General features: G+C 63.4%; 18 protein-coding genes. 17 read left to right on the top strand and 1 reads right to left on the bottom strand.

Annotation, left to right across the window (positions count from 1 at the left end; translation table 11 throughout):
- Window positions 1–32 precede the first annotated feature (32 nt).
- The 13 genes from hisC to tatC all read left to right on the top strand — a co-directional run bounded on the left by hisC (window position 33) and on the right by tatC (window position 8,350).
- Complete coding sequence (gene hisC, locus BSIN_RS03345) at window positions 33–1,103, top strand: histidinol-phosphate transaminase (RefSeq protein WP_089339510.1); 1,071 nt, start codon at window positions 33–35, stop codon at window positions 1,101–1,103.
- Window positions 1,104–1,166: 63 nt separating this feature from the next.
- A complete protein-coding gene (hisB, locus tag BSIN_RS03340) occupies window positions 1,167–1,754 on the top strand; it encodes an imidazoleglycerol-phosphate dehydratase HisB (protein WP_059512390.1) in 588 nt (195 codons plus the stop codon).
- Window positions 1,755–1,808: 54 nt separating this feature from the next.
- A complete protein-coding gene (locus BSIN_RS03335) occupies window positions 1,809–2,429 on the top strand; it encodes a YchE family NAAT transporter (RefSeq protein ID WP_059512389.1) in 621 nt (206 codons plus the stop codon).
- A 147-nt stretch (window positions 2,430–2,576) separates the two neighbouring features.
- Window positions 2,577–3,218 (top strand): imidazole glycerol phosphate synthase subunit HisH, encoded by a 642-nt coding sequence (gene hisH / locus BSIN_RS03330; RefSeq protein WP_089339509.1) that lies wholly within the window; start codon window positions 2,577–2,579, stop codon window positions 3,216–3,218.
- Between the two features lie 166 nt (window positions 3,219–3,384).
- On the top strand, window positions 3,385–4,140 hold the full coding sequence (gene hisA, locus BSIN_RS03325) for a 1-(5-phosphoribosyl)-5-[(5-phosphoribosylamino)methylideneamino]imidazole-4-carboxamide isomerase (protein ID WP_059512387.1): 756 nt from the start codon (window positions 3,385–3,387) through the stop codon (window positions 4,138–4,140).
- An 85-nt stretch (window positions 4,141–4,225) separates the two neighbouring features.
- A complete protein-coding gene (gene hisF / locus BSIN_RS03320) occupies window positions 4,226–5,002 on the top strand; it encodes an imidazole glycerol phosphate synthase subunit HisF (protein ID WP_059571000.1) in 777 nt (258 codons plus the stop codon).
- Window positions 4,999–5,412, top strand: a complete 414-nt coding sequence (hisI, locus tag BSIN_RS03315; RefSeq protein ID WP_059570978.1) for a phosphoribosyl-AMP cyclohydrolase — start codon at window positions 4,999–5,001, stop codon at window positions 5,410–5,412. The genes hisF and hisI overlap by 4 nt, the downstream gene beginning before the upstream one ends.
- Window positions 5,409–5,780 carry a phosphoribosyl-ATP diphosphatase gene (locus tag BSIN_RS03310; protein WP_059512385.1) on the top strand — a complete coding sequence of 124 codons (372 nt, stop codon included), beginning with the start codon at window positions 5,409–5,411 and terminating at the stop codon, window positions 5,778–5,780. Before hisI ends, BSIN_RS03310 begins: the two co-directional genes overlap by 4 nt.
- A 54-nt stretch (window positions 5,781–5,834) precedes the next feature.
- Complete coding sequence (locus BSIN_RS03305; RefSeq protein ID WP_059512384.1) at window positions 5,835–6,221, top strand: DUF4870 family protein; 387 nt, start codon at window positions 5,835–5,837, stop codon at window positions 6,219–6,221.
- A 28-nt stretch (window positions 6,222–6,249) separates the two neighbouring features.
- Entirely contained in the window at window positions 6,250–6,627 is a 378-nt protein-coding gene (locus BSIN_RS03300) for a histidine triad nucleotide-binding protein (RefSeq protein WP_089339508.1), read from the top strand.
- A gap of 93 nt (window positions 6,628–6,720) precedes the next feature.
- Window positions 6,721–6,954 (top strand): Sec-independent protein translocase subunit TatA, encoded by a 234-nt coding sequence (tatA, locus tag BSIN_RS03295; RefSeq protein WP_089339507.1) that lies wholly within the window; start codon window positions 6,721–6,723, stop codon window positions 6,952–6,954.
- A gap of 26 nt (window positions 6,955–6,980) precedes the next feature.
- Window positions 6,981–7,526, top strand: a complete 546-nt coding sequence (tatB, locus tag BSIN_RS03290) for a Sec-independent protein translocase protein TatB (RefSeq protein ID WP_089339506.1) — start codon at window positions 6,981–6,983, stop codon at window positions 7,524–7,526.
- Between the two features lie 38 nt (window positions 7,527–7,564).
- Complete coding sequence (gene tatC, locus BSIN_RS03285; RefSeq protein ID WP_089339505.1) at window positions 7,565–8,350, top strand: twin-arginine translocase subunit TatC; 786 nt, start codon at window positions 7,565–7,567, stop codon at window positions 8,348–8,350.
- 164 nt (window positions 8,351–8,514) lie between these two features.
- Here the strand turns inward: tatC and BSIN_RS03280 are convergent, their stop codons facing one another.
- Window positions 8,515–9,720: a Do family serine endopeptidase gene (locus BSIN_RS03280; RefSeq protein ID WP_089339504.1), complete on the bottom strand. Its 1,206-nt coding sequence runs from the start codon at window positions 9,718–9,720 to the stop codon at window positions 8,515–8,517.
- 21 nt (window positions 9,721–9,741) lie between these two features.
- Here BSIN_RS03280 and BSIN_RS03275 point away from each other — a divergent pair, with 21 nt between their 5' ends.
- From BSIN_RS03275 to BSIN_RS03260, 4 genes are all read left to right on the top strand, one after another.
- On the top strand, window positions 9,742–10,488 hold the full coding sequence (locus BSIN_RS03275; RefSeq protein ID WP_089339503.1) for a Nif3-like dinuclear metal center hexameric protein: 747 nt from the start codon (window positions 9,742–9,744) through the stop codon (window positions 10,486–10,488).
- Between the two features lie 218 nt (window positions 10,489–10,706).
- Window positions 10,707–11,327 (top strand): ubiquinol-cytochrome c reductase iron-sulfur subunit, encoded by a 621-nt coding sequence (gene petA / locus BSIN_RS03270; RefSeq protein WP_059512377.1) that lies wholly within the window; start codon window positions 10,707–10,709, stop codon window positions 11,325–11,327.
- Window positions 11,328–12,710: a cytochrome b gene (locus tag BSIN_RS03265; protein ID WP_059512376.1), complete on the top strand. Its 1,383-nt coding sequence runs from the start codon at window positions 11,328–11,330 to the stop codon at window positions 12,708–12,710.
- Window positions 12,711–12,734: 24 nt separating this feature from the next.
- Window positions 12,735–13,493 (top strand): cytochrome c1, encoded by a 759-nt coding sequence (locus tag BSIN_RS03260; protein WP_069233686.1) that lies wholly within the window; start codon window positions 12,735–12,737, stop codon window positions 13,491–13,493.
- Window positions 13,494–13,526 lie beyond the last annotated feature (33 nt).

Here is a 13,526-nt window from a genome sequence, read left to right as displayed (position 1 = left end):
GGAACCATGCGGCGCATGACGCCGCCGCCGCCATGACCACGCCAGAAGACATCATTCGCCGCGACGTGCTCGCGATGACCAGCTATCCGGTGCCCGACGCGACGGGCTTCGTGAAGCTCGACGCGATGGAGAACCCGTATGGGCTGCCCCAGCCGCTCGCGGCCGGGCTCGGCGCGCGCCTTGCGCAGGTCGCGCTGAACCGCTATCCGGCGCCGCGTCCCGCCGCGCTGATCGACGCGCTGCGCACGGCGATGCGCGTGCCCGCCGGCTGCGACGTGCTGCTTGGCAACGGCTCGGACGAAATTATCGCGATGCTCGCGACCGCATGCGCGAAACCGGGCGCGAAGGTGCTCGCGCCGGTGCCGGGCTTCACGATGTACGAGCAACTCGCGCGGCTCGCGCAGCTTGACTTCGTCGGCGTGCCGCTCGCGGCCGATCTGACGCTCGACGTCGACGCGATGCTCGCGGCGCTTGCCGAGCACCAGCCGGCGCTCGTCTATCTCGCCTACCCGAACAACCCGACAGGCACGCTGTTCGCGCAGCGCGACATCGAGCGGATCATCGCGGCCGCGCGCGCGAGCCTCGTCGTGATCGACGAGGCGTACCAGCCGTTCGCGCAGCATAGCTGGCTGCCGCGCGCGGACGAGTTCGACAACGTGGTGGTGATGCGCACGATGTCGAAGCTCGGGCTCGCGGGCATCCGCCTGGGCTATCTCGTCGGGCGGCCGGCGTGGCTCGCGCACTTCGACAAGGTGCGCCCGCCTTATAACGTCAACGTGCTCACGCAGGCGGCGGCCGAATATCTGCTTGCGCATCTGGACGTGCTCGATGCGCAGGCCGCCGAGTTGTGCGCGGCGCGCGCCGGCCTGGCGCAGGCGATCGGCGCGCTGCCGGGCGCGACGGTGTTTCCGAGCGCGGCGAATTTCCTGCTGGTGCGGGTGCCGGACGCGGCTGCCGCGTTCGATGTCCTTTTGACCGAGCGGGTGCTGGTCAAAAACGTGAGTAAAATGCATCCGTTGCTGGCCGATTGCTTGCGCATAACGATTGGGTCTCCCGACGAAAATGCGCGTCTTCTGGCCGCGTTGAAGCTGGCGCTGCCCTGACGGGCCACCTCGGGGCGCCGCGTTTCGGGTCCCCATTTAATTCAGTCAATTCAAGGAATCACCATGCGCGTGGCGCAAGTCGTTCGCAACACTAGCGAAACGCAGATCCGTGTGAAGATCGACCTCGACGGCGCGGGCAAGCAAAAGCTCGCGACCGGCGTGCCGTTTCTCGACCATATGCTCGATCAGATCGCGCGCCATGGTCTCGTCGATCTCGATATCGAAGCGCATGGCGACACCCACATCGACGATCACCATACGGTCGAGGACGTCGGCATCACGCTTGGCCAGGCCGTGGCGAAAGCGGTCGGCGACAAGAAGGGGATTCGCCGCTACGGCCATGCTTATGTGCCGCTCGACGAGGCGCTGTCGCGCGTCGTGATCGATTTCTCCGGGCGTCCGGGCCTCGAATTCCATGTGCCGTTCACGCGCGCGCGGATCGGCACGTTCGACGTCGATCTGTCGATCGAATTTTTCCGCGGCTTCGTCAATCATGCGGGTGTGACGCTGCATATCGACAATCTGCGCGGCGTCAATGCGCACCATCAGCTCGAGACGGTGTTCAAGGCGTTCGGTCGCGCGCTGAGGATGGCGGTGGAGCTGGACGAACGCGCGGCGGGGCAGATTCCGTCGACGAAGGGCAGCCTCTGAGTTCAGGCTGAACAGACAACGACCCACTGGCTTCGGCGGTTGCGCCGGATCGCGATGGACCTGCTCAAATCGTTCATTTCACTGCTCGCGCTGATCAATCCGCTCGGCGCGGTGCCGTTTTTTCTGAGCCTGACCGCTCAGCAGTCGGACGCGGAGCGCCATCACACCATCCGCATCGCGACAGTGTCGGTGTTCTGCGTGATTGCGGTGACGGCGTTGCTCGGCCAGCAGATCATCGATTTCTTCGGTATTTCGGTCGGCTCGCTGCAGGCGGGCGGCGGGATCATCATGCTGTTGATGGCGATTTCGATGCTCAACGCGCAGACCAGCAACACGCGCTCGACGCCGGAGGAGCGGGACGAGGCGGAATCGAAGAACAGCATCGCGGTCGTTCCGCTTGCCATTCCGCTGCTCACCGGGCCGGGCTCGATTAGCACGGTGATTGTTTATGCGGCGGGCGCTCACCACTGGTATGACCGGTTCGGGCTCGTCGCGATCGGCGCGGTGCTCGCGCTGCTGTGTTTTGGTGCGATGCAGCTGGCCGAGCCGATCGCGAACTGGATCGGCCGCACCGGCATCAACATCGTCACGCGGCTGATGGGTTTGATGCTGGCCGCGCTGGCCGTCGAATTCATTGCCAACGGCATCAAGGCCTTGTTGCCTGGACTGAAATGAAACCGCCGCCGCGCCGGCTCGGGCCGCTATTGCCGACGGATGGGGCACGCTTGCCGGGCAGGGCTGTCTGCCGGGGGCGGCCCGGTAAGTATTTGTCGATCTGGAACGGGCGCTGCCGCGCCGGCTCCGGTCCCTTGCAAAGCTGACATGAAAACTTCGATTGCGATTGTGGATTATGGGATGGGCAACCTGCGCTCGGTCGCGCAGGCGCTCATGAAAGCGGAGCCAGCCGCCGACGTGGCGATCGTCGGTCGGCCTGAAGGGATTCGCGCGGCGGACCGCGTCGTGCTGCCGGGCCAAGGCGCGATGCCGGACTGCATGCGCTGCCTGAACGAGTCCGGCCTCAGGGATGCGGTGGTCGACGCAGCGCGCACCAAGCCGCTGCTCGGGGTGTGCATCGGCGAGCAGATGCTGTTCGATTGGAGTTCGGAAGGCGATACGCCGGGCCTCGGTCTGATGGCGGGCAAGGTGCTGCGCTTCGAGCTTGACGGCCGGCTGCAGGACGACGGCTCGCGCTTCAAGGTGCCGCAGATGGGCTGGAACCGCGTGCGCCAGACGCGGCCGCATCCGTTGTGGGACGGCGTGCCGGACGACGCTTACTTCTATTTCGTGCATAGCTATTACGTCGCAACGGACGATCCGGCGCACATTGCGGGCGAAACCGATTATGGCGGCGTGTTTACGTCGGCGGTGGCGCGCGACAATCTCTTCGCGACCCAATTTCACCCGGAAAAAAGCGCGCAGGCAGGCTTGCGGCTGTACCGGAATTTTGTCCATTGGAACCCGTGACCGTGGCGCGGCAGCGACACGCAATTTACGCAAAACGCCCGTCACACGGGCTTTCCGGGCAGTTGCGCGCAACGAGTTGTACTAAACTAGCGACACGGCATCGCACCGGATGGGCCGGCGCACGCCTTTCGATCACTTCATTTTCCCCTGATAACACCCGATTGCTATGCTGCTGATTCCGGCCATCGATCTTAAAGACGGTCAGTGTGTGCGCCTCAAACAAGGCGATATGGACCAGGCGACGATTTTTTCCGAGGATCCCGCGGCGATGGCCCGTAAATGGGTCAATCTCGGGGCGCGGCGGTTGCATCTCGTCGATCTGAACGGCGCATTCGCCGGCAAGCCGAAAAATCTCGACGCGATCGAGGCCATTCTCGATGAAGTCGGCGACGAGATTCCCGTGCAACTGGGCGGCGGCATCCGCAGCCTCGAGACGATCGAGAAATATCTGGATGCCGGGTTGTCCTACGTGATCATCGGCACGGCGGCGGTGAAGGACCCGGGCTTTCTGCAGGACGCGTGCAGCGCGTTCGCGGGCAGCATCATCGTCGGCCTCGACGCGAAGGACGGCAAGGTTGCAACCGATGGCTGGAGCAAGCTGACGGGCCATGAAGTGGTCGATCTTGCGAAGAAGTTCGAGGATTACGGCGTCGAGTCGATCGTGTACACCGATATCGGCCGCGACGGGATGCTGCAAGGCATCAACATCGACGCGACCGTCAAGCTCGCGCAGGCGGTCAGCATTCCGGTGATCGCAAGCGGCGGGCTGTCCAACCTCGCGGATATCGACAAGCTCTGCAGCGTGGAGGACGAAGGCATCGAAGGCGTGATTTGCGGCCGCGCGATCTACTCGGGCGATCTCGATTTCGCCGCCGCGCAAAAACGCGCGGACGAACTGAGCGGCGAACTCGACGACGCCTGACGCACGCCCGATCCGCCGATCGTTTTTTCGCCAAGCCGGCCACGCGAACGTGGCCGGCATTACTCGCGGCATGCCGCGCAACATCATGGCTTTAGCTAAACGCATCATTCCCTGTCTCGACGTGACCGCCGGGCGTGTCGTCAAGGGCGTCAATTTCGTCGAGTTGCGCGACGCGGGCGATCCCGTCGAGATCGCGCGTCGCTACGACGAGCAAGGCGCCGACGAACTCACGTTCCTCGACATTACCGCGACGTCGGACGGCCGCGATCTGATCCTGCCGATCATCGAGGCGGTTGCGTCGCAGGTGTTCATCCCGCTCACGGTGGGCGGCGGTGTGCGCGCGGTCGAGGACGTCCGGCGGCTTTTGAATGCCGGTGCGGACAAGGTCAGCATGAATTCGTCGGCGGTCGCGAATCCTCAGCTCGTGCGCGACGCGGCCGATAAATACGGCTCGCAGTGCATCGTCGTCGCGATCGACGCGAAGCGCGTGTCCGCCGATGGCGAGCCGCCGCGCTGGGAAGTGTTCACGCACGGCGGCCGCAAGCAAACCGGCCTCGAGGCGGTGGAATGGGCGCGCAAGATGGCCGGGCTCGGCGCGGGCGAGATCCTGCTGACGAGCATGGATCGCGACGGCACCAAGGCAGGCTTCGATCTCGCTCTCACGCGCGCGGTGTCGGACGCGGTGCCGGTGCCCGTGATCGCATCGGGCGGCGTCGGCTCGCTCGAGCATCTGGCTGAGGGCATCATCGACGGCCGCGCGGACGCCGTGTTGGCCGCAAGCATCTTTCACTATGGCGAGCACACGGTCGGTGAGGCAAAGCGCTTCATGGCCGCGCGCGGTATTCCGGTGAGGCTGGGATGAATGACGAACGCAAGCCGGGCGGCTGGCTCGACAAGGTGCGCTGGGACGGCAACGGGCTCGTGCCGGTGATCGCGCAGGATGCGGCGACCGGTGACGTGCTGATGTTCGCGTGGATGAACCGCGAGGCGCTGGCCAAGACGGTCGAGACCAAGCGCGCGGTGTATTTTTCACGCTCGCGGCAGCGCTTGTGGTTCAAGGGCGAAGAGTCGGGTCACGTGCAGCATGTGCGCGAGGTGCGGCTCGATTGCGACGAGGACGTCGTGCTGCTGAAGGTCGAGCAGGTCGCGGGCATCGCGTGCCACACTGGCCGGCGCTCGTGCTTCTTCCAGAAATTCGACGGCACCGTCGACGGCGGCGAATGGATCGCGGTCGATCCGGTGCTCAAAGACCCCGAACAGATCTACAAATGACCACACAATCGACGACCACCGATACGCTGCTGCGCCTGGCTGCGGTGATCGACAGCCGCAAGGGCGGCGATCCCGAGCAATCCTACGTGTCGCGGCTCTTCCATAAGGGCGACGACGCGGTGCTGAAGAAAATCGGCGAGGAAGCGACCGAAGTGGTGCTCGCCGCGAAGGACGTGCGCCAGGGCGGCGCGCCGTCCGCGCTCGTCGGCGAAGTTGCCGACCTATGGTTTCATTGTCTCGTCGCGCTGTCTCATTTCGATCTCAGTCCCGCCGACGTGCTCGCCGAACTCGAGCGCCGCGAGGGGATGTCCGGCATCGAAGAGAAGGCGCTGCGCAAACGCCGCGAGCGCGAGGCGAACGGCGGATGAGAGCGGTGCGCGATTGCGTGCGCGTGAAATTTGTCATCAAAGGAGAATAGCATCATGCAAGAGTCGCCGAATTCGCTGCCGTCGCTCTCGACCGCGGCTTCCAGCGAACGCCTGCAATCGCTGCGTACATTGACGCACATTCTCTACCTGCTCTATGCGATTCATTGGCTGACGGGTGGTATTACGGGCATCGTCGCGATCATCATTAACTACGTGAAGCGCGACGATACGGTCGGCACCGCGTATCAAGCGCATTTCGAATGGCAGATCCGCACGTTCTGGCGCGCGCTGATTGCTTACTTGATCGGGTTCGCGCTGCTGATCGTCGGCGTCGGTTTCATCGTGCTGGGCGCGGTGTGGATTTGGACGCTGTATCGCATCATCAAAGGTTGGCTGTTTTTGAACGACAACAAGACGCTCGATCCGCAGGCCTGGTTCTGATCCACGCGAGCGCGCGTCAGGGAGCACGATGAGTCACGATCCGAATTGCCTGTTTTGCAAGATCGCAGCGGGCGACATTCCGAGCACGAAAGTACACGAGGACGACGAATTCGTCGCGTTTCGCGACATCCGGCCCGCGGCCGACACGCATGTGCTCGTGATCCCGCGCCGGCACGTGCCGACGCTGTCGTCCGTCACCGCGGAAGACGCGCCGCTGCTTGGTAGAATGTTGGTCCTCGTTGCGAGGCTCGCCGAGCAGCTGGGCTGTGCGTATGTGAGCGGCGGCGCTGGCGGCGAAACCGGCTTCCGGACCGTGATCAACACCGGGCCGGGCGGTGGACAGGAGGTCTACCATCTGCATGCGCATGTTCTGGCCGGGCCGCGTCCGTGGCGCCGGATGGGTTGAGCGGCGAGCGTGCGCCGTTCGGGCGAAGCCGGCGCTGGCTGGCCGGATTGAGAAATGGCGCCGCGAGGCCGGCGCGGTTAGGAGAGTTTCATCATGGGCGGATTGAGTATTTGGCATTGGCTGATCGTATTGCTGATCGTCGCGCTGGTGTTCGGCACGAAGAAACTACGCAATATCGGCAGTGATCTCGGCGGCGCGGTCAAGGGCTTCAAGGACGGCATGCGCGATGCCGACGCGCCGGCGGATGCGCAGCCACTACCGCGTTCGGGCTCGGTGAACGTCGACGCGAAGGATGCGGCGCGTTCGTCGGACTCGAACAAGGCGTGACGTATCGAAACTGACGGGGCGCCGCGATGCTCGATCTCGGTCTTTCGAAGATGGCGCTGATCGGCGTCGTCGCGCTCGTCGTGCTCGGCCCCGAGCGGCTGCCGCGCGTCGCGCGCACGGCGGGCGCCCTGTTCGGGCGCGCGCAGCGCTATATCAACGACGTGAAGTCCGAAGTCGCGCGTGAGATCGAACTCGATGCGCTGCGCTCGATGAAGAGCGATTTCGAGCAAGCCGCGCGCAACGTCGAGAATACGATTCACGACAATCTGCGCGAGCATGAGCGCGATCTCAATGCCGCGTGGCAATCGGCGGTATCGCCGGGCGAGCCGGGCGGCGGCGTTTTGGCCGATTCCGGCGGCATGCCGGGCGATGCGGGCGCGCCGCTCGCCGATCCGTCGTGGCGCTTGGCGTCCGCCATGCCGGCCAAGCGGCGCAACTGGCGCGTCAAGAAATCGGCTACCCCCGTCTGGTATAAGCGTGCGACCATACGTCGTACTCAAGTGCAATCCGGCGCGGCGCGCGTCGCGCGGCATCGGCCGGCAAGCCTGCGACGTCCCGTGCGCTTCTTCTGAGCGACGATGCACGTGCATCATTTCAACCGAGGGCCGGTGTGAGCGACCCCCAGCGCAATCCGGACGAAGCGCCGGAAGAATCCTTCATCTCCCATCTCGTCGAACTGCGTGACCGCATCATCCGTGCGGGTGCGGCCGTGATCGTCGTGTTCGTCGGGCTCGTCTATTGGGCGCCCGATATTTTCAGGCTGCTTGCGCGGCCGTTGATGGAGAACTTGCCGAAAGGCGGCAAGATGATCGTCACCGACGTCACCGGCTCGTTCTTCGTGCCAATGAAGGTGACGATGCTCGTCGCGCTCGTGATTGCATTGCCCGTCGTGCTGTACCAGATCTGGGCGTTCGTCGCGCCAGGCCTTTACCAGCACGAGAAGAAGCTTGTCGCGCCGCTCGTCGGCAGCAGCTACGTGCTGTTCCTCTGCGGGATGGCGTTTGCGTATTTCGTCGTGTTCCCGACGATTTTCCGCGTGATGGCGCATTACAACGCGCCGCTCGGCGCCGAAATGTCGACCGACATCGACAATTACCTGAGTTTCGTGCTCGGCATGTTCGTCGCGTTCGGCGTGACGTTCGAAGTGCCGGTCGTCGTCGTGCTGCTCGTGCGCATGGGTGTGCTGAGCGTGAAGAAGCTCAAGGAGATCCGGCCGTATGTGATTGTCGGCGCGTTTGTCGTCGCCGCGGTCGTTACGCCGCCTGACGTGTTCTCGCAACTGATGCTCGCGCTGCCGCTCGTTCTGCTCTACGAAGCGGGAATCATCGCCGCGCGCCTGTTCGTGAGCGCGCCCAAGGCGAAAGAAGAGGACGAGGGAACGCCGGCGGCGGGTTGAACGGCGCGGCGCGTGGCGGCTTGCCGGATCTTCTTCGGCATGCCGCGCGCGGTTCCGGTGGCCTGCGTGGAACCATGGGGCAACCCGTTCGACGCCGGATCGCCCCGCAGGATGCTGCCTGGAGCCGAATTGTCGGGCGGCGCCGAGCGCCGCTGCGCGCGCCCTTACTCCTGCTCGTCGCTTTGGTCGTCCATTGCCTGCTTCGGCGGCGGCGGCCGCTTGCCGATCACCACCGTCACGTCGAACTCCTTGCCCTTGCGCACCACGTGCACCTTCGTCGGCGTGCCCGGCTTGATCTGCGCGACGACGTTCAAGAGCTTCGTCGTGTCGGTGATCGGCTCGCTCTCGATCGACATCAGGATGTCGCCCGGCTTGATGCCCGCCTTGTCCGCCGGGCCACCTTGCAGCACACCCGCGACGATCGCCCCCGATTTCTGCGACAGATTGAACGAATCGGCGATTTCGGGCGTCACGTCCTGCGGCTCGACGCCGATCCAACCTCGCGTGACGGTACCCGTCGTGATGATGCTTTCGAGCACGTTGCGCGCGGTCGATACGGGAATCGCGAAGCCGATGCCGAGCGAGCCTCCCGAGCGCGAGTAGATTGCCGTGTTGATGCCGAGCAGGTTGCCGTTCACGTCGATGAGCGCGCCGCCCGAATTACCTGGATTGATCGCCGCGTCGGTCTGGATGAAGTTCTCGAACGTGTTGATGCCGAGATGGTTGCGCCCGAGCGCGCTGATGATTCCCATCGTCACCGTCTGGCCGACGCCGAACGGGTTGCCGATTGCCAGCACGACGTCGCCGACCCGCGATTGATCCGAGCGGCCGAGCGTGATCGTCGGCAAGTTCGGCGTGCTGATCTTCAGTACCGCAAGATCGGTCTCCGGATCGCTGCCGATCACTTTCGCGGTGGCGGTGCGGCCGTCGGCGAGCGCGACTTCGATCTGGTCCGCCCCGTCGACGACGTGCTGGTTCGTTAGAATGTAACCCTCCGCGCTTACGATGACGCCCGATCCCAGGTTCGCCGCCGGTTCTTCCTGCTGCTTGCGCGCGTTGCGGTCGCCGAAGAAATAGCGGAAGAGCGGATCCTTCGCGCGGGGATCGGACGGCAGCGTGCCGTCCTTGCTGGAAAATACGTTGACGACCGCAGGCATCGCCTTCTGTGCGGCGTCCGCATACGACGCTTGCGCAGGCGCGCCGCCCACGCCGGGCGCCACTTCCCGCAGCGCGACGATCGGCGATGCGAGCTGCTTGCCGAGTTGTCCCTGCCGTTGCAGCCACTGCGGCTTGAGCGTCGCGACGATGAACATCAGTGCGAGCAGCACCGTCACCGCTTGGGCGAAGAACAGCCAGAAGCGTCTAAGCATTTGAAGATATTAGAGGTTTATATGGATCGGATCGAACTTGAATTGTACTTGAACAATACCCTCGAAACGTCGCGGTTCAAGGATTACAGCCCCAACGGTCTTCAGGTGGAAGGCAGGCGGAAGATTGAAAAGATCGCGACCGGCGTGACAGCCTCGCTTGCGTTTATCGATCGCGCGCTCGAATGGGGCGCCGATGCGGTGCTCGTCCATCACGGCTATTTCTGGCGCAACGAGGCGCCGCAGATCACCGGGCGCAAACAGCAGCGCCTGAAGCGCCTGCTTGTGAACGACCTGAATCTGTTCGGGTACCACCTGCCGCTCGACGCGCATCCGGAACTCGGCAACAACGCGCAGTTGGGCGAGCGCTTGGGCCTGATCGGCGACAGCCGTTTCGGCGATCAGGACCTCGGCTGGATGGCGACGCTGCCAATGCCGGTCACGCTCGAGCATTTCGCGGCGAAGGTCGAAAACACGCTTGGACGCACGCCGCTCGTGCTCGGCGATGCGGATCAGCCGTTGCGCCGCGTCGCGTGGTGCACGGGCGGCGCGCAAAGCTATTTCGACGCGGCGATCGACGCGGGCGCCGATGTGTTCCTGACAGGCGAGGCGTCCGAATTCGTCACGCATGCGTCGGCAGAAAGCGGCGTCGCGTTCGTTGCCGCAGGGCACCATGCGACCGAACGATTCGGCATTCAGGCGCTCGGCCGCCATTTATCCGAGCGATTCGATCTCGAACATATTTTTATCGATATTCATAACCCGGTTTAATTCGGTAAATTGATGCACCGCATCTAAATGGAAATGGATGCGGCGACGCTCAAGGGCTTATCGGGCGGTGCTTGCCGATAGTTCGGGGAAACCCTTGATTAATAATCGAGTCCGAAGAGATTTCGCATTCGGCTCTTGTAAATGACGACTCCATTCGAGCAAACTAGCGGCGGTACGAAATGCCGTGACGAAAATCCAACTCAGAATTGGGGCGTGTAATGCGAGACAAGGAAGAGGAGCACGTCGATAGTAGTCGCCGGACCTGGCTGATTGCGACATCGGTGGCAAGCGGCGTCGGCGGCGTCGCCACCGTCATACCTTTTGCGGCGTCGCTCGCGCCGTCCACCAAGGCGAAGGCGGCCGGCGCGCCGGTCGAAGTCGACATCGGCGCGCTGAAGCCCGGCGAGATGCTGACCGTCGCGTGGCGCGGCAAGCCGGTCTGGGTGTTGAACCGCACCGACGCGATGCTTGCCGACGTTCCGAAGGCGGACAAGGAAGTCGCCGATCCGCTGTCGAAATCCCCGTATTCGATGCCACTGCCCGCGTATTGCGCGAACGAATACCGGTCGCGCGCCGAGCACAAGAACATCCTGGTCGTGATGGCGGTGTGCACGCACCTCGGCTGCACGCCGAGCCAGCGTTTCACGCCGGGGCCGCAGCCCAACTTGCCCGACGATTGGCCGGGCGGCTTCCTGTGCCCGTGCCATGGCTCGACCTACGATCTCGCCGGCCGCGTCTTCAAGAACAAGCCGGCGCCGCAGAATCTGGACGTCCCGCCGTACATGTTCACGTCGGCCACCACGCTCGTGATCGGCAAGGACGAGAAAGGAGAGGCGTAAATGGCGACCGATAACAAAGAGATCTCCACGACAGGCTTGCTAGGCTGGGTCGACCAGCGCTTTCCTCTCACTTCCACCTGGAAAAAGCACGTTTCCGAGTATTACGCGCCGAAGAACTTCAACGTCTGGTACTTCTTCGGCTCGCTCGCGCTGCTCGTGCTCGTCAACCAGATCGTCACCGGCATCTTCCTGACGATGAACTACAAGCCCGACTCGACGCTCGCGTTCGCGTCGGTCGAGTACATCATGCGCGAGGTGCCTTGGGGCTGGCTGATCCGCTACATGCATTCGACGGGCGCGTCGATGTTCTTCGTCGTCGTCTATCTGCACATGTTCCGCGGCCTTTTGTACGGCTCGTACCGCAAGCCGCGCGAACTCGTGTGGATCTTCGGCTGCGCGATTTTCCTATGCCTGATGGCCGAGGCATTCTTCGGCTATCTGCTGCCGTGGGGACAGATGTCGTACTGGGGCGCGCAGGTGATCGTGAACCTGTTCTCGGCGATTCCGTTTGTCGGCCCGGACTTGTCGCTGTGGATTCGCGGCGATTACGTCGTGTCCGACGTCACGCTGAACCGCTTCTTCGCGTTTCACGTGATCGCGATCCCGCTCGTGCTCGTGGGGCTTGTCGTCGCGCACTTGGTCGCTCTTCACGAAGTCGGATCGAACAATCCGGACGGTATCGAGATCAAGGCGAAGAAGGACGAGAACGGCATTCCGCTCGACGGCATTCCGTTTCATCCGTACTACTCGGTGCACGACTTCTTCGGCGTCTGCGTGTTCCTGATGGTGTTCGCGCTGATCGTGTTCTTCATGCCGGAGATGGGCGGCTATTTCCTCGAGGCGAACAATTTCGTTCCCGCGAATCCGTTGCAGACACCGCCCGAAATCGCGCCGGTCTGGTACTTCACCGCGTTCTACGCGATGCTGCGCGCGACCACCGATCCGTTCAAGATCGTGCTGATGATCGTCATCGCGCTGCTCGGGGTGCTTGCGCTCATTCGCGCGCGCGGCAAGTGGAAGATCGCGCTGCCGGTGCTCGCTGCCGCGCTCGTCGTCTTCATGTATGCGACCGAATCGAAGTTCTGGGGCGTCGTCGTGATGGGCTCGGCCGTCGTCACGCTGTTCTTTCTGCCGTGGCTCGACAGGAGCCCGGTCAAATCCATCCGCTACCGGCCGTTCTTCCACAAGGTGTTTTTCGGGATCTTCGTTGCCGCGTTCCTGACGCTTGCGTTCCTCGGCACGCGGCCGCCTTCACCCGCCGCGACGCTGATCGCGCAGATTTGCGCGCTCGTCTACTTCGCGTTTTTCCTCGGCATGCCGTTTTGGACGCCGCTGGGCAGATTCAAGCAGCCGCCCGAACGCGTGCGGTTCAAACCCCATTGATCGTTGCGAGCGAGGAGAATTCGTATGAAGAAATTGCTTTTGACGCTCGCAATGTTTACTGTGGCGGTATGTCTGCTGGCGAGTGCGCCCGCGCGGGCCGACGAAGGCGGATTTCCGCTCGACCGGGCTCCCGATAACGTGGAGAATCTCGTCTCCTTGCAACATGGCGCGCAATTGTTCGTGAACTATTGCCTGAACTGCCATAGTGCAAACCTGATGCGCTATAACCGGCTGACGGATCTCGGCATCTCGCAAAAGGAGATCGAGGCGAATTTGCTGTTTACGACCGATAAGGTCGGCAACACGATGAGCGTCGCGATGCGGCCGGACGATGCGAAGAACTGGCTTGGCGTCGCACCGCCCGATCTGTCCGTCGAAGCGCGTGCACGCGGCCGCGATTGGCTATACACGTATCTGCGCAGTTTCTACCGCGACGATACGCGGCCGACCGGCTGGAACAACGCGGTGTTCGCGAATGTCGGGATGCCGCACGTGTTGTGGCAGCTTCAGGGGCAGCGCATTGCGAAATTCGAGGAAAAGACGGACGACGAAACGGGCGAGAAGGTGCGCAAGCTCGTCGGATTCCAGCAAGTAACGCCGGGCACGTTGTCGCCGGTGGATTACGACACCGCCGTTGGCGATCTGGTCGCGTACCTGAGCTGGATGTCCGAGCCCGAGCAACAGACCCGCAAGCGCCTCGGCGTATGGGTACTGCTGTTCCTCGGCGTCCTGACCTTCCTTGCATGGCGGCTCAATGCCGCCTACTGGAAAGATATCAAGTAATCACGCTTTGACCGGCGTGGGGCCAGTGCAACG

This window comes from Burkholderia singularis (assembly GCF_900176645.1).
Taxonomy (GTDB): domain Bacteria; phylum Pseudomonadota; class Gammaproteobacteria; order Burkholderiales; family Burkholderiaceae; genus Burkholderia; species Burkholderia singularis.
This window is presented reverse-complemented; position numbering and strand designations above follow the sequence as displayed.